At 45.0% G+C, this 20,412-nt stretch carries 20 protein-coding genes; all 20 read left to right on the forward strand.

What is annotated here, in order from left to right:
• Positions 1–153: 153 nt before the first annotated feature.
• The 20 genes from EO126_RS08765 to EO126_RS08860 all read left to right on the forward strand — a co-directional run bounded on the left by EO126_RS08765 (position 154) and on the right by EO126_RS08860 (position 20,399).
• Positions 154–942 (forward strand): FAD binding domain-containing protein, encoded by a 789-nt coding sequence (locus EO126_RS08765; RefSeq protein WP_006556046.1) that lies wholly within the window; start codon positions 154–156, stop codon positions 940–942.
• Positions 933–1,388 carry a (2Fe-2S)-binding protein gene (locus EO126_RS08770; protein ID WP_006556047.1) on the forward strand — a complete coding sequence of 152 codons (456 nt, stop codon included), beginning with the start codon at positions 933–935 and terminating at the stop codon, positions 1,386–1,388. The genes EO126_RS08765 and EO126_RS08770 overlap by 10 nt, the downstream gene beginning before the upstream one ends.
• Positions 1,385–3,697, forward strand: a complete 2,313-nt coding sequence (locus EO126_RS08775) for a xanthine dehydrogenase family protein molybdopterin-binding subunit (RefSeq protein WP_127008519.1) — start codon at positions 1,385–1,387, stop codon at positions 3,695–3,697. The genes EO126_RS08770 and EO126_RS08775 overlap by 4 nt, the downstream gene beginning before the upstream one ends.
• A gap of 55 nt (positions 3,698–3,752) precedes the next feature.
• Positions 3,753–4,511 carry a selenium cofactor biosynthesis protein YqeC gene (gene yqeC, locus EO126_RS08780; RefSeq protein ID WP_006556049.1) on the forward strand — a complete coding sequence of 253 codons (759 nt, stop codon included), beginning with the start codon at positions 3,753–3,755 and terminating at the stop codon, positions 4,509–4,511.
• A 98-nt stretch (positions 4,512–4,609) separates the two neighbouring features.
• Positions 4,610–5,221: a nucleotidyltransferase family protein gene (locus EO126_RS08785; protein ID WP_006556050.1), complete on the forward strand. Its 612-nt coding sequence runs from the start codon at positions 4,610–4,612 to the stop codon at positions 5,219–5,221.
• Positions 5,218–6,024, forward strand: coding sequence for a selenium-dependent molybdenum cofactor biosynthesis protein YqeB (yqeB, locus tag EO126_RS08790; RefSeq protein WP_006556051.1), 807 nt, complete (start codon positions 5,218–5,220; stop codon positions 6,022–6,024). Before EO126_RS08785 ends, yqeB begins: the two co-directional genes overlap by 4 nt.
• A gap of 14 nt (positions 6,025–6,038) precedes the next feature.
• The gene (locus tag EO126_RS08795) at positions 6,039–6,755 is read left to right on the forward strand and encodes an XdhC family protein (protein WP_006556052.1); all 717 of its coding nucleotides are present in this window, start codon (positions 6,039–6,041) and stop codon (positions 6,753–6,755) included.
• A gap of 2 nt (positions 6,756–6,757) precedes the next feature.
• Positions 6,758–7,072, forward strand: a complete 315-nt coding sequence (locus EO126_RS08800) for an XdhC family protein (protein WP_006556053.1) — start codon at positions 6,758–6,760, stop codon at positions 7,070–7,072.
• Positions 7,073–7,196: 124 nt separating this feature from the next.
• On the forward strand, positions 7,197–8,015 hold the full coding sequence (cdaA, locus tag EO126_RS08805; protein WP_006556054.1) for a diadenylate cyclase CdaA: 819 nt from the start codon (positions 7,197–7,199) through the stop codon (positions 8,013–8,015).
• Entirely contained in the window at positions 8,012–8,968 is a 957-nt protein-coding gene (locus tag EO126_RS08810; RefSeq protein ID WP_127008521.1) for a CdaR family protein, read from the forward strand. Before cdaA ends, EO126_RS08810 begins: the two co-directional genes overlap by 4 nt.
• Positions 8,952–10,577, forward strand: coding sequence for an NAD(P)/FAD-dependent oxidoreductase (locus EO126_RS08815; protein WP_006556056.1), 1,626 nt, complete (start codon positions 8,952–8,954; stop codon positions 10,575–10,577). Before EO126_RS08810 ends, EO126_RS08815 begins: the two co-directional genes overlap by 17 nt.
• A complete protein-coding gene (gene glmM / locus EO126_RS08820) occupies positions 10,577–11,932 on the forward strand; it encodes a phosphoglucosamine mutase (RefSeq protein WP_006556057.1) in 1,356 nt (451 codons plus the stop codon). The genes EO126_RS08815 and glmM overlap by 1 nt, the downstream gene beginning before the upstream one ends.
• 481 nt (positions 11,933–12,413) lie before the next feature.
• Positions 12,414–14,246: a glutamine--fructose-6-phosphate transaminase (isomerizing) gene (gene glmS, locus EO126_RS08825; protein ID WP_006556058.1), complete on the forward strand. Its 1,833-nt coding sequence runs from the start codon at positions 12,414–12,416 to the stop codon at positions 14,244–14,246.
• Positions 14,247–14,405: 159 nt separating this feature from the next.
• Positions 14,406–15,392, forward strand: coding sequence for a tryptophan--tRNA ligase (gene trpS / locus EO126_RS08830; protein WP_127008523.1), 987 nt, complete (start codon positions 14,406–14,408; stop codon positions 15,390–15,392).
• 46 nt (positions 15,393–15,438) lie between these two features.
• Entirely contained in the window at positions 15,439–15,927 is a 489-nt protein-coding gene (locus EO126_RS08835; RefSeq protein WP_006556060.1) for a hypothetical protein, read from the forward strand.
• Between the two features lie 182 nt (positions 15,928–16,109).
• Positions 16,110–16,925, forward strand: coding sequence for an amino acid ABC transporter substrate-binding protein (locus tag EO126_RS08840; protein ID WP_006556061.1), 816 nt, complete (start codon positions 16,110–16,112; stop codon positions 16,923–16,925).
• A gap of 116 nt (positions 16,926–17,041) precedes the next feature.
• The gene (locus EO126_RS08845) at positions 17,042–17,704 is read left to right on the forward strand and encodes an amino acid ABC transporter permease (RefSeq protein WP_006556062.1); all 663 of its coding nucleotides are present in this window, start codon (positions 17,042–17,044) and stop codon (positions 17,702–17,704) included.
• Between the two features lie 11 nt (positions 17,705–17,715).
• Positions 17,716–18,474 (forward strand): amino acid ABC transporter ATP-binding protein, encoded by a 759-nt coding sequence (locus EO126_RS08850; RefSeq protein ID WP_006556063.1) that lies wholly within the window; start codon positions 17,716–17,718, stop codon positions 18,472–18,474.
• Between the two features lie 18 nt (positions 18,475–18,492).
• Positions 18,493–19,734, forward strand: coding sequence for a hypothetical protein (locus EO126_RS08855; protein WP_006556064.1), 1,242 nt, complete (start codon positions 18,493–18,495; stop codon positions 19,732–19,734).
• 197 nt (positions 19,735–19,931) lie between these two features.
• On the forward strand, positions 19,932–20,399 hold the full coding sequence (locus EO126_RS08860) for a universal stress protein (RefSeq protein WP_006556065.1): 468 nt from the start codon (positions 19,932–19,934) through the stop codon (positions 20,397–20,399).
• Positions 20,400–20,412 lie beyond the last annotated feature (13 nt).

A 20,412-nucleotide genomic window follows, 5' to 3' on the forward strand; every position in this document is an offset into this window, starting at 1 on the left:
AAAGCGATGACTTTTTATATATTACGGACGGCGTTCGATTATAATAAAAGTATATCAAGTCGCCATGTATGGTGCATTTAATTTGGCAGTGCATTTATTTTATATAGTGGATAACAGGTGTAGCGAATCTGCATGTAGAGGTAGGAGGACATCATGTTGATGTATCGGCAGTTATTGCAACCGAAGACGGTTGACGAGGCATATGAGATGGCCTTGAAATTTAAGACAGCTCCGTTTTTAGCCGGCGGCTGTTGGATCGGTTTAGGGACGTGGCGTTGGCCTTCAGTGATTGATATGAGTCAGTTGGGCTTAGATTATATTCGTGACGAAGAGAGCTATTATGCTATCGGAGCCATGGCAACCCAAGGCGATGTGGAACGGTTTGAGCCCTTCAAAACCTATGCTAAAGGACTTTTAATCAAAGCAGTACATCCTATTTTGGGTGTTCAGTTTCGTAATATGGCCACCATGGGCGGTTCTGTGGCGGCTCGCTTCGGGTTTTCCGATATTTTGCCGGCTCTATTGGCGTTAAAGGCCGATGTAGTACTTCACAAAAACTGTGTTATGCCTTTAGCTGAATATATGAATTTTAAAGAACGGGATGTACTTGTAGAAATTCGTGTGCCTAAAGAGGTACGACCGGTGGCAATTAGTACTTTGCGTAAATCGACGAGCGATTTTCCGTTTTTGACGGGTTCGCTTCGTAAGGATGAAACGGGCTATCATATGTATATCGGTTGTCGTCCGGCGGCTGCCCGTGAAGCGGTTAAGGCCGGTGAACTGTTGAGCACTAAAGGCGTAGCAGCCATTGATGAAGTGATGGCGACCGCTGCCGCTGAAATTGCGTTTCAGACAAATTCGCATGCGTCGACCGAGTATCGCGCAGCTATGACAAAAGTACTGGTAAAACGCTTGGTGCAGGAGGTAGAGCAGTGGACGTAAGTTTAACAGTAAATGGTAAAAAAATACAGGTGTCGGTTGAACCGGATGAAATGTTATTGACTACGTTACGCGGCCAAGGTTATTTCAGTACGCGACGCGGCTGCGATACGCTTAATTGCGGCCTTTGTACCGTATGGCTCGACGGGAAGACTATTTTGTCCTGTTCGTATCTGACTTATCGGGCGGCCGGCCATGAAGTGACGACGCTCGAGGGCCTTGCCGATGAAGCAGCTCTTTTGGCGGATTGTTTGGCAGCCGAAGGCGCCGATCAATGCGGTTACTGTACCACGGGCATGATGATGAGTGCTATGGCGTTACGCCGTCAAAATCCAAATCCGACCGATGAAGAAATTAAGGATTTTCTCGTAGGCAATTTGTGCCGTTGTACCGGTTATGAATCGCATTTGCGCGGCATTCGTCGTTACTTGCAGGAGGTAGAGGCATGAGTGAAGAACAAAAAGTACGTCAACATGTGGGTAAGTCGTACAAGAAAATTGATGCCGCTACGATTTTGAGCGGCCGTGCCGCTTATACGGAAGATTTTATACCGCCTCATGCACTGGTAATTAAAGTATTGCGCAGCCCGCATCCGATGGCGAAGATTCTTGATATTAACGCTACGGTAGCGTTGAAATTACCGGGCGTTGAAGCGGTTTTTACCTATAAAGATGTGCCGAAGACACGCTTTACTTTAGCCGGTCAGACCTTTCCGGAACCATCCGCCTATGATTCTTTAATTTTAGATCAATATGTGCGGTATGTGGGGGATGCGGTGGCACTCATTGTAGCCAAAGACGAAGCGACCGCTTTGCAAGCCATGAAGGTAATTCGCGTTACTTATGATGTGATGGAACCGGTTCTCGATATGCGCACTGCGTTAGATCATCCGACAGTGATTCATCCGGAAGATGATTTGGATTACAATATGCCGGTCGGCGGCGATCCTAAACGCAATTTGGCTTGTTCGTACAGCCGCGTTGTAGGCGATGTTGAAGGGGAATTGGCAAAGTGCGATTATGTGGTGGAAGATACATATTTTGACCAGGCAACGATTCAAACAGCCATGGAAACATTCCGTACATTCTGCACCATTGACCAATTCGGCCGCCTTGTATGTACCAGTTCGACCCAGATTCCGTTCCATGTACGTCGTCATATTGCTCGAGCCTTGGAAATCCCGGCCACTAAAGTGCGTGTTATTAAACCGCGTATCGGTGGCGGCTTCGGTTCTAAACAAACGGCGTGCACCGAATTGTTCGTAGCGTTTGTAACTTGGACTTTGAAAAAACCGGCTGTTTTAATTTATGACCGTCACGAAGCGAATAACTGCTCAACCAGTCGTCATGCGCGTGAGTGGAAAATTCGGTTGGGGGCTACTAAAGACGGTATCATTCAGGTTATCGACATGGTAGCCGTGTCGGATGCCGGTGCTTACGGTACCCATGCTTTTACGACGTTTACAGCCGGTGAACATAAGTCGGTACCGCTCTATAATAAAGGCAAGGCAGTTCGCTATGAATCGAACATCGTCTACACCAATCATATGGCAGGCGGTGCGTTCCGTGGTTATGGGGCCACGGAAGCCTTGTGGCCGCTTGAATGTGCGGTAACCAAATTGGCTAAAAAAATGGGCGTTGATGAAATCGAATTGCGCCTCAAAAACCTCATCAATGTTGGCGAGCGTTCGCAAGTATACGAACCTGGCGAAGTGCTCGAATCGGGGCTTTTAAAAGAAGCAATTGCCAAAGCCAAGGCTATGGCCCGTTGGGATGAACGGCCGCACAGCTGGCAGATTGATGAAACCCATCGCGGCGGTTTAGGTGTGGCATTGGCGTTCCAAGGATCCGGTGTTGCCAATATCGATACGGCCTCGGTTGAAATTAAATTGCAAGATGACGGTAGTTATACTTTATATACCGGGTCCACCGATATGGGCACCGGCTCCAATACGATTCTCATGCAGATGGCTTGCGAAGTACTTGGCTGTCCGCTTGATCACATGACTTGTTATGAAGCGGATACGGATGTAGTGCCGTTCGATCCGGGTTCTTATGCATCGAGTACTACTTATGTAACAGGAACAGCGGCTAAAATGGCGGCCGAAGATTTACGAGCTAAATTAATTAAGACGTTCGCCACTTATTTGGGAATAAGTGAAGCTGATATTGATTTTGACGGGGTAACTGCCAGAACTAAAGATGGTCAAAAAGCTATGACTACGCAGGAATTGGCACCTAAATTATTGGTAAGCTTCGGACCGGCGGCACAGCAACTTGTGGGGTTTGCCACTTGGGGCAGTCATACCTCACCGCCACCATTTATGATTGGTATTGCGGAAGTCAGTGTCGATACGGAGACGGGTCAGGTAACGCCGCTCGATTATTATGCGGTTGTGGATTGCGGTACGGTGATCAATCCGAAATTAGCCAGAGTTCAAGCCGAAGGCGGTATTGTACAGGGCATCGGTATGGCTTTGACGGAAGAAATAAACTATTCGAGTACGGGTCGCTTAGAAACAAATAACTTAATGCGCTATAAAATCCCAACGCGCCTCGATATGGGACGTCTTCACGTAGATTTTGTAGAATCCCATGAACCGACAGGGGCTTTCGGTGTGAAATCTATTGGCGAAGTAGTCATTAATACTTCCTGCCCGGCTATTCAAGGCGCCATCTTAAATGCATGCGGAGCAGAATTAACTACATTACCTATGATTTCAGAAAAGGTATTTCAGGCCTTGATGGCGAAACAATAAAGGGTAGGTATTTAATTTCGAGCCAGAAGAGTGCTCGCACTGAGGAGGAACGGCCATGATGATTCAAGCTAAACATTGGAATTCGTTGATTGAACCGGGTATAACAGCCATTGTAGGGGCTGGCGGTAAGACAACAGTACTCTCTAAATTGGTAGAATATGCAGGATTAATAGGAGCGCCGACTTTAGTTACGACTACTACCAAACTGTATGAATCTCAGGTAGCTTTATGGAATCCGTATTATGGGACAGATTTTAATGATGCGGAAGAAGCCTGTCACAAAGCTATGCAGCGGGGGCGCTGTGCAGCTTGGTTCAGCAGTGTTGATGGCACTAAAGTAACCTCTTTGAAGCCTCAGGCTATTGATGCGATGCACATGGTACATCCAAATTGGCAAATTTTGGTTGAAGCGGACGGTGCTAAAGAAAAATGGGTAAAGGCACCAAAAACGACGGAACCGATTATCCCATCTCAAACGACTACCACAATTGGCGTAGTCAATTTGCAGATGCTCGGCACCGAACTCACAGAAGAACATGTTCATAATTTAGGCGCCGTTGCCAATATTATGGAGCGCGCCGAAGGTGCTGTGGTAACATCTTCGATGCTGGCTCGTTTGGTATTGCATCCGCAGGGCTTATTCCAATACAGTCAAGGCAAACGGATTTTATTCTGTACTGGTTATGATACGGTGCAACATCGTATCATTGATGCCTTCCTTGATGCGTTATCGGACAGCAAATTCTCCATGATTGTATTGGCTGACGGCTATAAAGCCAGCTGTGAAATTGCTCGCGTTATTCAGTGGCAGTAGCAATCGTTCTCAGTCGCTTTACGTTACGTTCGGTGAATTATGTAGGGGAAATCCGGTAAGAGCCAACGTAGTGAAGCGGACATTGACAGGAATTAGTAATGGATATTGATGTAGTAATTTTGGCGGCCGGTCTCAGCCGCCGTATGGGGACTTCTAAAATATTGTTGCCTTGGCGCGGCCGTACACTTCTGGATGCGGCCTGTGAGGTATACGGCGATTTGGGAGGTAATAAAATTGTAGTTACGGGAGGCGAACAAGCAACCGAAGCGGCACAAATAGCTAATTCATGGGGATTTACGGCTGTTTATAATGAAGCACCGGAAAGAGGGCAAAGTAGTTCCTTGGCCAAGGGCATCGCTGCTTTAGCGAATTCCCCACGGCCGGTACTTTGTGCTGTGGCGGATCAACCCCTTATAACGCAAGAGGCTGTCCGTAAAATGCAAAAGGGCTATAGTGTGCTTAATCAAGATGATAAACTGATTTTGTGTCCGTTATACGGACACAATAAAGAACGGGGAAATCCGGTTATTTTCGGACCCGTATGGAAAGACGCTTTACAACAGTTAGTGGGGGATGAAGGGGGCCGCCGACTTATGCGCGGCGAAGCAAAAGATTTTGTGCAATTTATCGAAATTTCAGAACCTATCGGCGTTGATGTTGATACGCCGTTTGAATATGAACAGTTGTATAATAGGCGAGGAAAAATATGAAACCATTAATACTTATGCGCAGTGGCGGCGATATTGCCTCCGGGTGTGTGTATCGTTTACGACGCGCAGGTTTTCGTGTTGTGATAAATGAATTACCGATTCCAACGATGATTCGTCGCAAGGTGTGTTACGGGGCGGCGGTACATCGCGGGGAAGTTTTATTGGAACGTTACGTGGCACGCCATGTGACATTGGCGGAAGCACAAGGCATATTGGAGCGCGGCGAAGATATAATACCGGTAGTGACAGAAGACTATCGAACTGTTTTAGAGGCAATAAAACCGGATGTGGTGGTGGACGCTATCTTGGCGAAGCGCAATGTCGGTACGCGCAATGATGATGCACCGCTCGTTATCGGTTGCGGCCCGGGTTTTACGGCCGGTGATGATGTGAACGTGGTAGTAGAAACCATGCGCGGTCATACATTAGGCCGTTGTATTTATGAAGGATCCGCCTTACCGAATACGGGGGTACCCGGTAATGTAGGCGGTTATACGTATGAGCGTGTAATGCATTCGCCGTGTGACGGTTTATTCACGGCTCGCCGTCATATCGGCGAAGAAGTGGAAGCCGGTGAAACTATCGGTTTTGTAGACGGTACACCGGTTGTGTCGCAGATTGCCGGCATTTTGCGCGGTGTATTGGCCTCCGGTTTAATGGTAACTAAAGGTTTTAAATTGGCTGATGTGGATGCACGTTGTGAACGCTCCCATTGTTATTCTATTTCCGACAAGGCATTAGCCGTTGCCGGCGGTGTCATGGAGGCCATTTTAGCTTTTATGCACGAAGAAGAGTTATTTTAAATTTTGAGGTTTTTATGAGCTTATATGATGTAATTGAACAGCGTTTGGCACAGGATGAAAAATCAATTATGGTAACCGTGCTGAGCGGTGAACGCCAAGGCGATAAAGTCTTGTATAATGAAAAAGGCGATGTCGTATACGGCAACGCGGTTGACGGTATTTGCATTAATCCGGAACAGCGACCTGAAGTATTGAATTTAGGTGCCATGGAATGCTTTGTGCAACCGGTCGAAAAGGACCCTGAAGTATTGGTGTTGGGCGCCGGTCATGTGAGTCGTTGTATCGCCGATATGCTTCTCTTTATTGGCTGTCATGTTACTGTTGCTGACGATCGGGCGGAATATTTGCGTCCCGATTTTTTCGATGAACGCGTGCGTCGTCAATGCATTGATTTCAATGATTTGGCTTCGCAACTGCCGCTAAAAAATTATAAGGGCATTATCATCGTTACCAGAGCTCATGAATACGACAGTATTTGTCTTAATCAAGTGCGTCATTTGGTCGATTCTGCTTACATGGGTGTTATGGGCAGTCATAAGCGTATTTTTCACGCTTTTGAAGTATTGAAAGAAGAAGGTTGGACACAGCAGGAATTAGATAAAATTTATGCACCTATCGGTTTGTCTTTGGGTGCAGATACACCGGAAGAAATTGCTTTATCTATTGTGAGTGAATACTTGGCAGTAACTCGCGGGCGCAAGGGCGGTTTCTTGTCGGAAGGAAGTAAGTAAGCATGAAACGAGAATTTGTCCGCTATTTGCAGGGACATGAGAGAGATACATTGGCCATTGCCACCATTTTACAAACCCAAGGATCTACGCCTCGTAAGGCGGGAACCACTATGGTAGTACATCCCGACGGTTCCATTTTCGGTACTATCGGCGGCGGTCGGGCAGAAAATGAAATTCGTTTGAGTGCGCTTGATGCACTGAAACATAAAGAGGCTCATCGTCGTATTACCGTTGACTTGAATGATGATGTAGCCGTTAAAGAAGGCATGGTTTGCGGCGGTAATTTGGATGTCTGGATTGAGACTCAGAATGTGTAATTAGCTGTATTTCTTGGTTATCAAATTTACAGCACGCTTAAAATAAGGTAAAATAAAAGAGTACCTGTGCATCAGCGCAGAGTACTCTTTATTTATTTGTGAACCTCCTGAGGAGTGGTTATATATGATGGCACAATTACAGGGTTTAATTGAAACGTTCCGATTCGGCGATTTAGTCGATATTCTATCGGTAGCGGTTTTAATTTACTATTTATATAAACAAATTCGTGATACACGCGCCATGGCACTGTTAAAAGGCCTGATTGTATTGGGGCTTATTAATGTGGCCAGTCGTTTTTTTGATTTACATGTTATCAGCTGGTTGTTGCAACAAGGGATGACCGTCTTATTGGTTGCTTTGCCGGTAGTATTTCAGCCGGAGTTGCGACGTGCGTTGGAACGATTAGGGCGAGGACGACTGTTTTCAAAATCACAGGATGTAAGTGAAGTTGAAATCGATAATTTGGTCAATGAAGTGATGGCATCGGCGAAGGTAATGTCGCGTGATCGCATTGGTGCTTTGATTGTTTTTGAACGTGAAGTAGGGCTTGGTGAAATCATCGATACGGGTATCGAAATCGACGGTAAAGTGTCACGAGAGCTCTTAAATAACATATTTATTCCGAATACACCGCTCCATGACGGGGCCGTCGTTATTCGCGGCAATCGTATTATGGCAGCCGGTTGTTTATTACCGTTAACACAGGATCGCTCTTTGAGTACAGAACTCGGCACGCGTCACCGTGCGGCTATCGGTCTCAGTGAACAGGCTGATGCGGTTGTTTTGGTAGTGAGTGAAGAAACCGGTAAGATTTCTTACACTTATGGCGGTCATATTTATCGTCATTTACCGGAAGAACAGTTGCGCGAATCGCTCAGAGCTTTCATGGAACGCCCTAAGAATGCGTTGTCCTTCTTGAAGAAATGGAGGGCTAAAAAATGATGCGATGGATTAATAAAAATCAAGGCCATTGGATGGCTAAAATTTTGTCCCTCTTAGGTGCCATTTTATTATGGTTCTTTGTCATGAAGGAACAGAATCCGATTGTGGATATTAACTACACCGTACCGGTTCAAATGCAGAATTTGAATTCTCAATATGTGGTAGAGAATATTCCTTCAGAAGTGCATATTCATTTACGCGGACCGCGTAATTCGATTTTGGCAATTAATCAGAGTACCCTCAAAGCCTATATGGACATGGGGGATGTAGCACCGGGACAGCAGAATGTTCAGATTCAGTTTACACCGCCGTCGGGCGTAAGTCTTATCAGTATGACGCCGGATACGGTAAATGTAAATGTAGATGAATATACCTTGCGTGAAGTACCGGTAGAGGTACAGCAATTGGGCAAAGTGCTGGAAGATGTAGCCATTAAGGCTATTAATACGGTACCGAAAGTAGTTACCGTAAGCGGTGCTAAGCAAGAAGTTGATTCGGTGGCACATGTAGTATTGCGCGTAAAAATGAATGACCGACGGGCTGATTTTACGGCCTCCGGCATGATGGTAGCCGTTAACGCAGCCGGCAAGACGGTTGATAAAGTAACCATTACACCGCGTCAGGGCCAGGCTCAAATTGATTTGGAACAAATTCGTTTTGAGAAAAATTTACCGGCCGTAGCAAATTTAACAGGAACTTTAGACAGTGAATACGCTGTTAAAAGTGTAACGGTTGAACCGCAGCAAGTCCTTGTGAGCGGTAAAGAAGGTGCGATTAAAGATCTTACCGAGGTTCGTACCATAGACATTCCGTTAAACGGGCAGGTCGCCAATATTGAAGGTGACTATGACTTGGTACCGAATGAAAACTATTCGATAACACCGGCGAGAGTTCACGTAATCGTGGAAATCGTCAAAAAATATTTAGGAGACGCTAATGCTAAGAATAATTAATTTTCGAGTGGACGTAAAAAATAAAAATCCGCTGGAAGCCTTACTTGTTCATAAATTTCCTGTCTTAAAAGATCAGATTCAAGAGATTCATGTAGTGAGACGAGCCGTTGATGCTCGTAAAAAACCGCATATTACGTTTGTGTACACTTTATTTGTGGCGGTCCATAATGAGGCGGCGGTAATGAAAAAACTCGGCCGCGACAAAAATGTGAGTACCATGGAACCTATCGAACCGGAACCGATTGTTCACGGTGAACAGCTTCTCACGGAGCGTCCGGTTGTAGTCGGCTTCGGTCCGGCCGGTATGTTGGCCGCGTTTTATTTGGCTCGTGAAGGGTATCGTCCCATCGTGCTCGAGCGCGGTCAAGATGTGGACCAACGATCTCATGATGTAGAAACATTTTGGAAAACTGGTGAATTCAAAGCGGAATCGAATGTACAGTTCGGTGAAGGCGGTGCCGGGACATTTTCCGACGGTAAATTAACGACGCGCGTTACCCATCCGAGACTGCACGAGATTGCCAAATATTTTGTCCGTTTCGGGGCACCGCAGGAAATCCTCTACAAGCATAAACCGCATGTGGGGACTGATGTGCTGCGCGGCATGGTAAAAGCCATGCGTCAGCAAATTATAGCTTGGGGCGGTGAAGTCCGTTTCGGGGCTAAGCTGACGAAACTTCAATTGCAAGCAAACCAGATTGTGGGCGTTGAAGTAAATCATGAAGAAATGATTCCTACACGCCTCGTGTTGGCCGGTGTCGGTCATAGTGCACGAGATACGTATGAGATGCTGTATAAATTCGGTATTGCCATGGAAAGCAAACCGTTTGCCGTAGGTGTTCGCATTGAACATCCTCAGTCAATGATTGATATTTCACAATATGGTATCGATCCTGCCGAATTGGGACTTGGGGCGGCGGAATATTCCGTTGTCTATCATGATAAAGAGACGGGCCGTACGGCGTACAGCTTCTGTATGTGTCCCGGCGGTGAAGTGGTGGCCTCTGCTTCGGAGGACGGCCATGTGGTTACGAACGGCATGAGTTTGTATGCTCGTGCCAGCGGCGTAGCCAATAGTGCCTTGGTAGTTACCGTAGGCCCTGACGATTTCGGCACCCATCCGCTCGGTGGGGTTGCGTTTCAACGCGAATGGGAAAAGAAAGCCTTTGAATTGGGCGGCCGTGATTATAAGGCACCGCTTCAAACAGTGGGTGATTTCTTGGTCCGTCAAAAAGGTACCGTGCCGGAACAGGATGCAGCAGCACCGCATTCCTATCGTCCCGGCGTAGTGGCGGCGGATCTTCATGAATGTTTGCCGACCTATGTAACGGATGTTATAGAACGGGCGTTGCCGTATTTCGGACGTCGTATTAAAGGATTTGATGAACCACAGATTTGTATGACCGGTGTAGAAACGAGAACCTCCTCACCATTACGCATTTTGCGAGATGATGATCGGCAATCGCCGACGGTCAAAGGACTATACCCTATGGGTGAAGGAGCCGGCTATGCAGGCGGTATCATGAGTGCCGCTTTGGATGGTGCGGAAACAGCCATTCGTGTGATGGTTGCGTATAAGCCGTTAATGGCGCAGGAAGGAGAAGCGTAATGTCTAGATTATTTGGCACCGATGGGGTGCGTGGGGTAGTAAATGCGTTTTTGACGCCTGAATTGGCGTATCACTTGGGTCGCGCAGCGGCTTCGTATTTCGGTCGTCAGAAAAAACGACCTGTATTCCTCATTGGTCGCGATACTCGTATTTCCGGCGCTATGCTTGAAAATGCGTTGGCTGCCGGCATTTGCTCGGTAGGCGGTGATGTAGTGGTTGCCGGTGTGGTACCGACTCCGGCCGTAGCGTACTTGGTACGTAAGCACGGTTGGGATGCAGGCGTTGTTATTTCCGCTTCGCATAATAAATTCCCGGATAACGGAATTAAATTCTTTGACGGTCAAGGATTTAAATTGCCGGATGCGGTTGAAGATGAATTGGAAGATTTATGTCAGCAGAGCAGTGAAAATAATTTGGAACGCCCTACGGGTGCGGATATCGGCCGTATTCTTAACAGCCGTGAACTCGCTCATGAATATGCCGCTTTTGTGGAAAGTACCGTAGACGTATCCCTTGAAGGTTTGACGATTGTTTATGACGGGGCCAATGGTGCCGCTTCGGCCGTAGGTCCTGAAGTTTTTGAAAAATTAGGCGCTAAGGTGATTGCCATCAATGTCGATCCGGACGGTGTTAATATCAATGAAAATGCCGGTTCCACTCACATGGAAGGTCTCCAAGCGGCCGTTGTTAAATACGGTGCGGATGTGGGGATTGCCAATGACGGTGACGCAGACCGGTGCCTTTTAGTTGATGAAAAAGGCGAAGCTCTCGACGGCGACCAAATCATGCTTCTTTGTGCTAAACAGCTCAAAGAACAAGACCGTTTGAAGCAAGATATGATTGTAGGTACGGTAATGAGTAATATCGGTTTCCACAAAGCCGCCAAAGAATTAGGTATGAAAACATTCTCCACAGCTGTAGGTGACCGCTACGTACTCGAAAAAATGCGTGCCGAAGGTTATTCCATCGGCGGCGAACAGTCGGGTCATGTAATTTTCCTTGACTACAACAGCACCGGTGACGGCTTATTGACAGCCGTACAGATGCTTGCCTTACTTAAAAAGTCCGGTCAGCCTTTATCGGAGCTTGCCAAAGTCATGGTGAAATACCCGCAATTACTCGTGAATGTTCACGTAGTAACGAAGACCGGCTGGGATGAAAATCCGCTTATCAAAGCGGAAATTTCCGAAGCAGCTCGTGAACTCGGTGAAAACGGACGTATTTTGGTTCGTCCGTCCGGTACGGAAGCGTTGATTCGTGTTATGGCGGAAGGTCCGGATCATGAACAATTGGAACGTATTTGTCATACTGTAGCGGAAACCATCGGTCGTGAACAAGGTCTCGTAGAAGAATAAGATAAACTGTTAAAATCCATAGTATGATAGGCGGATTTAAGTATCAAGATCCCCGTCAGCTATGGATTTTACGCGTTTTTTACATATCTTTACAAGTATACCTATATCAGTTATAATAAATGGACACAGAGTGTTTATTGAGAGCTATATTCAGAAGTAGTGCTGAAGGCCTTTCAGAAGCATTTTGAGACACTTTCGGTGAATTCTGAACAGTAGTTTACAAGGTCCCGAGAGTATGCTCATAACTGTGAGACTGTCGCAACTTAAGTAAAGGAGGTTACCTAATTCGTAAAGGCGAATAGCGCAGGCACTGAACGGAGACAGCCGATTCAGTAGACGAGGTAGAGGAGTATCGAAACATCAGCGGATGCCTCTCGGCCGGCTTCAGTCGTTATATAAGTTACAATGTCTATCGGTGACGATGAGAACAAAAGACTTATACGAAGCAATTGGAGTAGTCTGTTTTCAGGAGGATACAACCATGTGTGGTATTGTAGGATATATTGGATTTGAAGACGCGTCTGAGTTTATGTTGGACGGTCTTTCTAAACTCGAGTATCGCGGCTATGATTCAGCCGGGATCGCTGTTTTAGGTGCCAATAATGTAATTAAAGTGCAGAAAAAAGTTGGTCGTCTGGCTAACTTACAAGCAATTGTTAAAGAAGACCCCAATCCGGGTCATGTAGGTATCGGTCATACTCGTTGGGCTACTCACGGTCGTCCATCGGATATGAACGCTCACCCTCATACGGATGCAAAAGGTTTATTTGCAGTCGTTCACAACGGTATTGTGGAAAACTATTTACCGATTAAAGAAGAATTAATCAAAAAAGGCTATGAATTTAAATCCGAAACGGATACAGAAGTAGTGGCCCATTTGTTGGCTGATTTGTATGACGGAGACTTTGAAGGTACCGTTCGCCGCGTGTTACAACGCATTGAAGGTTCTTACTCCTTAGTTATTCTTTGTGCTGATGATCCAAGCCGTATTATTTGTTCTAAAAAAGATAATCCGCTCGTTATCGGTCTCGGCAAAGGTGAAAACTTCATTGCTTCCGATATTCCGGCTATCATCAATCATACACGCGACACTTACATCTTGAACGACGGCGAAGTAGCTGTTGTTACTAAAGACTCCGTACGCGTAAGTGATTTGGAAGGCAACTTAATTAACAAAAAAGTATATCATGTAACTTGGAATGCGGAAGCTGCCGAAAAAGGCGGTTTTGAACATTTCATGTTGAAAGAAATTTACGAACAACCAAAAGCTATTCGTGATACTTTGACCGGCCGTATCTCTAAAGACAATAAAGAAGTTGTGTTTGAAGAATTAGGTTGGGAACCGGCTGATGTGGCGTCCGTTAACCGTATTTTGATTACGGCTTGCGGCACGGCGTATCATGCAGGCTTAGTAGCTAAATACTATATCGAACAATTGGCACGCATTCCGGTAGAAGTGGATATTGCGTCCGAATACCGTTATCGCGATCCGTTGACTGATAAAAATACCTTGGCTATTGTTATCAGCCAATCCGGTGAAACCAGTGATACGTTGGCTGCTTTAAAAGAAGCTAAACGTCGCGGTGCCCGTTCCTTGGCAGTAACCAATGTGGTAGGTTCTTCTATCGCTCGTGAAGCCAATCAGGTAATCTACACTTGGGCCGGCCCTGAAATCGCCGTTGCATCTACTAAAGCTTATACAACTCAGCTCGTAGCCTTGTTGTTATTGGCTGTATACATCGGTAAATTGAACGGCAAATTGGATGCCGCTTTGGCTGAAAAAATCTTAACTGATTTACATGAATTGCCTAACTTGTGCAATGAAATTTTTGAAACGGTTGACGATATTAAAGCCTTTGCCCGTAACTACGGTTTCCGTGAAGATGCATTCTTCTTGGGGCGCTCCATCGACTATGCGGTAGCTATGGAAGGTTCTTTGAAATTAAAAGAAATTTCTTACATCCATGCTGAAGCGTATGCCGGCGGTGAATTAAAACACGGCACCTTGGCTCTTATTGAAGAAGGTGTACCGGTTATTGCTTTGGCTACGCAGGAAGACGTACGCGAAAAAATGATGAGCAATATTAAGGAAGTTAAAGCTCGTGATGCGATTGTTATCGGTCTCGGTCTTGCCGGTGATACGGAAATTTCCAAATATGTGGACCACACAATTTTTGTGCCACGCTCAGATAAATTTACAGCCCCTATTTTAGCCGTTGTACCATTGCAGTTGTTGGCTTACTATGCAGCAATTACGCGTGGTACCGACGTTGATAAACCAAGAAACTTGGCTAAATCCGTAACGGTTGAATAATCAATTATCAATTTTTACAATCGTAACCGTGGCTATATGTACTGTAGCCACGGTTATTTTTCATGTACAGAATGACGTTTTCGGGGTACAATAATATATAATACATAAAAAGCTTTCGCCGATATGAGAGAGGGCGAAACTTTTATAGGAGGAATTTTCATGTCAGTTATTTTTTCAGGCATTCAACCGAGCGGTGAATTGACCTTAGGCAATTATTTAGGAGCGTTACGCAATTTCTTGGATTATCAAGATACTGATGAATGTTACTATTGTGTGGTTAACCAGCACGCCATTACGGTGCCGCAAGACCCAAAAGAATTATTTACTAATACCCGTCGCTTGGCAGCATTATATTTAGCAGCCGGCCTTGATCCTAAGAGGGTAACTTTGTTCGTACAATCCGAAGTGCCGGAACATGTACGTTTAGGTTGGATTATGACAACCATCAGTTATGTAGGCGAATTGGAACGTATGACGCAATATAAAGATAAATCGCAAAAACGCGGTGATTCCATTCCGGCAGGCCTTTTGACCTATCCGCCACTCATGGCTGCCGATATCTTGCTCTATCAAACAAATTACGTACCAGTAGGGGAAGACCAGAAGCAGCATTTGGAATTGACTCGCGACTTGGCACAGCGCTTTAATCGTGTGTACGGCGAAGTTTTCACCATTCCTGAAATTAAACTCAGCGTAGGCGGTGCTCGCGTTATGAGCCTTCAGGAACCAACCAAGAAAATGAGTAAATCTGATGATAATCAGATGGCTACGATTCGACTCTTGGATGATGAAGAAACGATTCTTAAGAAATTAAAACGGGCTCAGACTGACTCGGAAAATTCCGTTCACTATGACAAAGAAAATAAACCGGGCATTTCTAACTTGATGGGAATTTATGCAGCCATTACTAAAGATTCGTATGAAACGATCGAACAACGCTATGTTGGTCAAGGTTATGGTACTTTCAAAAAAGATGTGGCTGAATTATTGATTGATTCTTTACGTCCACTTCAGGAGCGATACAATGAATTAATTGACAGTCCTGAATTGGATCACATTCTTGACGAAGGAGCCGCTAAAGCTCGTGAAAAAGCAAGCAAAACGTATCGTGACGTAGAACTTGCCATGGGTCTTCATCGTAAATAATAATCTGTATTTAGGGGAACCTTGGGCTGAGGCTGGAGGTGGGGATATGGAAGTACGTGAAGTAAGTGAACGCTTTCCTTGTGGTGAAGTAGAGGAAACGTTTTCCGATTATATAGTAGTATCTTGGGTTATGTGGTTGTTTTTCGGTGCCGTGGCAACTTGGGCCGTGTGGCATTCACAACGCGGTACGGTTTGGAATCATATTGCAATTGACTATATTATTGTCGGTTTTTGTGTATGGCGCATGACGAGACAGCGACGTCCATTGGTGTACGTGTGTGAGAATGGAATTGTCATTCGACGCCGGCCGGCCAGTCTTTTGGAGCGTATCGATATGCTCTGGAACGGTGATTACTATTACACCTTTATTCCATATGCGCAGATTATCGGTTTTACCGCCAATTGGGAGGAGATCCATATGGTTACCGATAGTGGGGGTATCCTTATCGTAATGGTGGATTTACAGTTTGTGCAGTATAAGCAAAAACTAAAATTGCTGTCGGTGATTGATGAACGCAGTCATCGTATGGTATAAGTAAAACGGTCCGACCCGGTCGGGCCGTTTTTGCATCTATAACTTTAAGTTCTTAACATCATGCGTATTTGATTTTAAAAAAAGAGTTTTAGCTCTTTACAACTTTATCTAGATAAAGTATAATGAGTTCATAAATTTGAACAGTAAATTAGCTTGAGAAAGATGAAAGAGGGGACTTAGTTATGAAATTGAAGAAGATGTTGGCCTTGGGCCTGGCGATGTTTACGATGGCGGCGTTTGCAGCCGGTTGCGGTAATGATGCGGATAAAGATAAAGCAGCTGCCACCGAATTGCCGAAGAAAATTGTGATCGGTTTGGATGACAACTTCCCGCCAATGGGCTTCCGTGATGATAAAGGTGAAATCGTAGGTTTCGATATCGATTTGGCTAAAGAAGTAGCTAAACGGGCCGGTATGGAAGTAGAATTTAAACCAATTGACTGGGACAGCAAGGAAGCTGAGCTTAAGAGCAAACGTATTGATGCGTTGTGGAACGGTTTAAGTATTACGCCGGAACGCGAAAAGAATATCTTGTTCTCCACACCATATGTTCAAGATAAACAAATTATCGTTGTTCGTAACGATTCGCCAATTCAGAGTAAAGATGATTTAAAAGGTAAAATCGTAGGTACACAGCAAGGCAGCAGTGTTGAAGCAGCGATTGATAAAGATGCACAAGAACGCGGTTTCAAAGAAGTTAAAAAATATGGCGACTTCGTTAATGCCTTTATGGATTTGGAACTCGGTCGTATCGATGCCCTCGTAGTTGACGGTATCGTAGGTCAGTTCACGATGACTCAGAAAGCGGGCGTATTCCGCTTGGCTAACGGTGACTATGGTGCTGAAAAAATGGGCGTAGGTTTCCGTTTGGAAGACAAAGCCCTGCAGGCTAAAATTAATGATGTTTTAAAACAAGTAATGAATGATGGTACTGCCGATAAGATTGCTCAGAAATGGTTCGGCAACAGTAACTTATTGAATAAAGATGCTTTTAAATAATCGATTGGTGTCAGGCACGGCGTAAGGCTGTAACCGTTCACACAACCCGGTTAATATAGCAGTGAAGAAAGGAGGTAGTCCTTACCTCCTTTCTTTCTTTGAAAGGAGTCAGTCTGATGGAATTAATAGACTATTTATTGAAGATTACGCCGGTCATAGCCAATGGCCTCGGGGTGACCGTATCCCTGTTTTTAATTGTGTTAGTATTATCGTTACCGGCCGGTATTTTGGCGGCTTTATTGCGCCTGTCACCTATCGGTATTGTGCGCAAAATCATGGCCCTTTACGTGTATGTTATGCGCGGTACACCGTTAATGCTTCAGATCTTATTTATTTATTACGGTTTACCGTTCATTCCGTATATCGGGGTACAGCTCGATGATACAACGGCGGCGGTTATTTCCTTTGTCCTCAATTATGCGGCCTATTTATGTGAAATCTTCCGCGGCGGCATCCAATCCATCCCGAAAGGACAGTATGAAGGAGCTAAGGTTTTGGGCTTTACGTATGTGCAGACTATGCGCAAGATTATCTTGCCGCAGGTAATTAAACGTGTATTGCCGCCACTTGCGAATGAAACAATCAACTTGCTCAAAGATACGTCTTTGGTGTATATTTTAGCTATGAACGATGTTCTTAGAATTACGCGCGGTATTGTGCAACGTGATTTTGATACGTCTGCTTTTATCGTAGCGGCTATATTCTATTTAATAATGACCTTTGTATTGACTAATATTTTTAACTATTTGGAAAAACGTTACGCTGTGTACGATGAATAGGAGGATCAGACATGAGCTTTATTGAAATGAAAGAGATAGAAAAAAGCTTTGACGGCCTACCTGTTCTCAAAAAAGTATCCCTTTCAATGGATAAAGGTGAGGTTGTGGCCATTATCGGACCGTCCGGTTCGGGGAAATCTACATTTTTACGCTGTTTAGGCCAGCTGGAAGTGATAGACCGTGGTACAATAGTAGTAGATGGTACACCTTTGGTACGGACTGAGGGGGACGGTAATGCTGTATATACCGACAAAAAGACGCAACAAGAACTGTTGTTGCGTATGGGGATGGTATTCCAGCAATTTAATTTATTTCCGCACATGACCGTGTGGGACAATATTTTGATTGCGCCGCAGATGGTAAAAGGTATGAAAACGGCAGAGATTGCGCCTACAGCGGAAGCTTTGCTTAAAAAAGTAGGCCTTTGGGAGAAAAAGGATGTATATCCTTCCAAGCTCTCCGGCGGTCAGAAACAGCGTGTAGCGATTGCCAGAGCACTGGCTATGAATCCGAGCATTATGCTTTTTGACGAACCTACATCGGCACTCGATCCGGAATTGACCGGTGAAGTACTCCGCACCATTCAGCAGTTGGCGGAAGAACATATGACGATGATTATCGTGACCCATGAAATGGCGTTTGCCCGTCAAGTGGCGGATCGCATTATTTTTATGGCTGACGGCATTATTCAAGAAGAAGGCAAACCGGAAGACGTTTTTTCCAATCCAAAGTCACCACGTACCAAGGCATTTTTAGATTCTATGCTATAAGTAAAGGAGACATATGTAATGAAGCAACGATGGCAAATACGAATTGCTACCTTAGCGGTAGGAGCACTTTTGAGCGTGGCCGGTACAGGTTATGCGAAAAGTTTACCAAGCTATGACACGACCAAGGCAACGGCGGAAGCTCAACCCTTTGAGGCTCGCGGTGTTCATAGCGAATCTGACTTACCGACAGCGTATCAATCGTATGCGACTACGATGACAACGGAAGTTCGCGATTATCAGGACGGTTATACATTTACGGTGCCTTGGCGCCTCACGAACGGCCGTTATGAGTCACAAGCCAAAGAAGACGGCAGCACCGAGCGCGGCTATTTCTTTAATTTAGCAGAAAGCTCTATTTCCGAGCCGTTCCTTGTTTCATTTACAAAACGCGATAATATTGTGACCGGTAATGTAAGCCTGCAGGAGTGGAATACTACTTGGTATAACGAGTCCGTTGCGAATATGACGAAGGAGCGCTATCTTGCTTTATGGCGTGAAAATCGTAGAGATTTGAACGGCTATACCTTAGACGGTGATTTATTTGATTTCAAGGGTGCCACTACGGCACGCTGGGATTCTTTCGTGCGCAGTGATGCCGGCGAAACCGGGTCCACGTTCTTTGATGCGGAATTCATTATGCAGGCCGATCCTACACAGCGTTACACTATGACGATGATGTATCCGAGCAAATATAATGACTATATGATGCAGGGTGTTGTGAAAAATGTAGTGCCGTCCTTTAAATTGATGAAAGATAAATATCGTAACGTAGGTAATTTGGCCTTGACCGATGAAATCAGCTTTATCAAACCGAGCGGGTTTAAAGTGGAAATGCAGAACAGAAACGGGGCCGTTTTATCCAAGGATATCTACCGTATTGAAGTGGGGTTATTCTCAATGGAAAAAACGGTAACTATGGATTCCAGGGCTTCCTATCCGACTATGCAGGCTCGTCAGGAAATGGCTGACTTCTATGTGAATGAATTGGTAACTAATTACGGGGCTACGATTGAAACATATAAAACTTTGATTGATAATCATAACACCGGGTCTTTGATTGCTGGTTCCTTACAGCGCGGTGAAGGCATTGCCATTAAATTCGCATCCTATATTACTTTGACTGACTCCGGGGAAGCGGTAGTGGCTCGTGTCTTGGCACCGGATAACGGTCAAGTTACTTTAGATGAATTAATGAAAATGGTAGAAGGTGTTCGAATTCAGCATAAAGGTCTTATAAGCGGCGGTACGGTTATATTGTAATCGTGTTTGAGGATTGCTTGGCAGCAGTCATACAATCTTATTATGCGAGTTTCCGCTTTAATTTAAAAAATTCTTAAACTTTTTTTGAAAATTTTTTGAAATAAAAAAGGACTTTTGTAACTCCATAGAGAATACTTACAGTATAGAAGAAGTCATCGTGAATGAAATAAATTCATTCACCAATGGGAGGGATTCATATGCAAGAAGATCGCATCAATAAAGTAGTATACAAAACAATAGTTGTTCCGGCTGACGGTTCTGAAAACTCCAAACGTGCATTGCAACATGCAGTGTCTATCTGCGAACGGAATGAAGCACAACTTATTATTGTGCATGTAGCGAATATTGTGTCTGCTATTTCTAACTTTGACCAGACCCCAATCAGCGGCGGTTATGTTTCGGAACAGATTGCTGAAGATATGGAAGAAACAGGTAAAAAGATTTTGGAAGATGTTTCCAAAGATGTACCTGCCGATATTGCCGTTAAAAATGTATTTGAAGTAGGATCCCCGGGCCCGGCTGTATTAGCAGTGGCCAAGAAATTTAATGCCGATTTAATTGTAATGGGCAGTCGCGGCTTGGGACCTTTGAAAGGTTTATTTATGGGCAGCATAAGTAGCTATGTAACCAGTCATTCTACTTGCCCGGTGCTCGTTGTCAAATAAATAGTCACATATG

It is taken from the genome of Veillonella seminalis (genome assembly GCF_003992065.1).
GTDB lineage: Bacteria > Bacillota > Negativicutes > Veillonellales > Veillonellaceae > Veillonella_A > Veillonella_A seminalis.

What these genes read in the sequence shown, in the direction of transcription:
- EO126_RS08765 (WP_006556046.1), top strand. Translation starts at nt 154, where the DNA reads ATGTTGATGTATCGGCAGTTATTGCAACCGAAGACGGTTGACGAGGCA.
- EO126_RS08775 (WP_127008519.1), top strand. Translation starts at nt 1,385, where the DNA reads ATGAGTGAAGAACAAAAAGTACGTCAACATGTGGGTAAGTCGTACAAG.
- yqeC (WP_006556049.1), top strand. Translation starts at nt 3,753, where the DNA reads ATGATGATTCAAGCTAAACATTGGAATTCGTTGATTGAACCGGGTATA.
- EO126_RS08785 (WP_006556050.1), top strand. Translation starts at nt 4,610, where the DNA reads ATGGATATTGATGTAGTAATTTTGGCGGCCGGTCTCAGCCGCCGTATG.
- yqeB (WP_006556051.1), top strand. Translation starts at nt 5,218, where the DNA reads ATGAAACCATTAATACTTATGCGCAGTGGCGGCGATATTGCCTCCGGG.
- EO126_RS08795 (WP_006556052.1), top strand. Translation starts at nt 6,039, where the DNA reads ATGAGCTTATATGATGTAATTGAACAGCGTTTGGCACAGGATGAAAAA.
- EO126_RS08800 (WP_006556053.1), top strand. Translation starts at nt 6,758, where the DNA reads ATGAAACGAGAATTTGTCCGCTATTTGCAGGGACATGAGAGAGATACA.
- cdaA (WP_006556054.1), top strand. Translation starts at nt 7,197, where the DNA reads ATGATGGCACAATTACAGGGTTTAATTGAAACGTTCCGATTCGGCGAT.
- EO126_RS08810 (WP_127008521.1), top strand. Translation starts at nt 8,012, where the DNA reads ATGATGCGATGGATTAATAAAAATCAAGGCCATTGGATGGCTAAAATT.
- EO126_RS08815 (WP_006556056.1), top strand. Translation starts at nt 8,952, where the DNA reads ATGCTAAGAATAATTAATTTTCGAGTGGACGTAAAAAATAAAAATCCG.
- glmM (WP_006556057.1), top strand. Translation starts at nt 10,577, where the DNA reads ATGTCTAGATTATTTGGCACCGATGGGGTGCGTGGGGTAGTAAATGCG.
- glmS (WP_006556058.1), top strand. Translation starts at nt 12,414, where the DNA reads ATGTGTGGTATTGTAGGATATATTGGATTTGAAGACGCGTCTGAGTTT.
- trpS (WP_127008523.1), top strand. Translation starts at nt 14,406, where the DNA reads ATGTCAGTTATTTTTTCAGGCATTCAACCGAGCGGTGAATTGACCTTA.
- EO126_RS08835 (WP_006556060.1), top strand. Translation starts at nt 15,439, where the DNA reads ATGGAAGTACGTGAAGTAAGTGAACGCTTTCCTTGTGGTGAAGTAGAG.
- EO126_RS08840 (WP_006556061.1), top strand. Translation starts at nt 16,110, where the DNA reads ATGAAATTGAAGAAGATGTTGGCCTTGGGCCTGGCGATGTTTACGATG.
- EO126_RS08845 (WP_006556062.1), top strand. Translation starts at nt 17,042, where the DNA reads ATGGAATTAATAGACTATTTATTGAAGATTACGCCGGTCATAGCCAAT.
- EO126_RS08850 (WP_006556063.1), top strand. Translation starts at nt 17,716, where the DNA reads ATGAGCTTTATTGAAATGAAAGAGATAGAAAAAAGCTTTGACGGCCTA.
- EO126_RS08855 (WP_006556064.1), top strand. Translation starts at nt 18,493, where the DNA reads ATGAAGCAACGATGGCAAATACGAATTGCTACCTTAGCGGTAGGAGCA.
- EO126_RS08860 (WP_006556065.1), top strand. Translation starts at nt 19,932, where the DNA reads ATGCAAGAAGATCGCATCAATAAAGTAGTATACAAAACAATAGTTGTT.